This is a genomic window from Streptomyces beijiangensis (genome assembly GCF_017315755.1).
Lineage (GTDB): Bacteria > Actinomycetota > Actinomycetes > Streptomycetales > Streptomycetaceae > Streptomyces > Streptomyces beijiangensis.
In genome coordinates, this window is record NZ_JAFLRJ010000604.1 from 1 (window position 1) to 545 (window position 545).

General features: G+C 67.0%; 1 protein-coding gene. It reads right to left on the reverse strand.

What is annotated here, in order from left to right:
• Positions 1 to 545 (reverse strand): carboxyl transferase domain-containing protein (locus J0695_RS37440; protein ID WP_277990088.1); only part of this gene is annotated, 545 nt, incomplete at both ends.

Sequence of the window (545 nt, forward strand, 5' to 3'; positions counted from 1 at the left end):
GCCTCGGGGTCGGCGGCCTCGGCGATCTGCTTGCGGAAGATCACGTTGGCGGCGCCTTCGGCGCCCATCACCGCGATCTCGTTGGTGGGCCAGGCGTAGGTGAGGTCGGCGCCGATGGACTGGGAGTCCATGACGATGTAGGCGCCGCCGTAGGCCTTGCGCAGGATCAGCGAGATCCGCGGCACCGTGGCGTTGCAGTACGCGTAGAGCAGTTTCGCGCCGTGGCGGATGATCCCGCCGTGCTCCTGGTCGACGCCGGGCAGGAAGCCCGGGACGTCGAGCAGCGTGATGATGGGGATATTGAAAGCGTCGCACATCTGGACGAAGCGGGCAGCTTTTTCGCTGGCCTCGATGTCCAGGACCCCGGCGAGGGACTGCGGCTGGTTGGCGACGATGCCCACCACCTGACCGTCCAGGCGGGCCAGCGCACAGATGATGTTGCGTGCCCAGCGCTCGTGGATCTCCAGGAAGTCGCCGTCGTCGACGAGCTCCTCGATGACCTTGTGCATGTCGTACGGACGGTTCCCGTCCGCCGGCACCAGGTC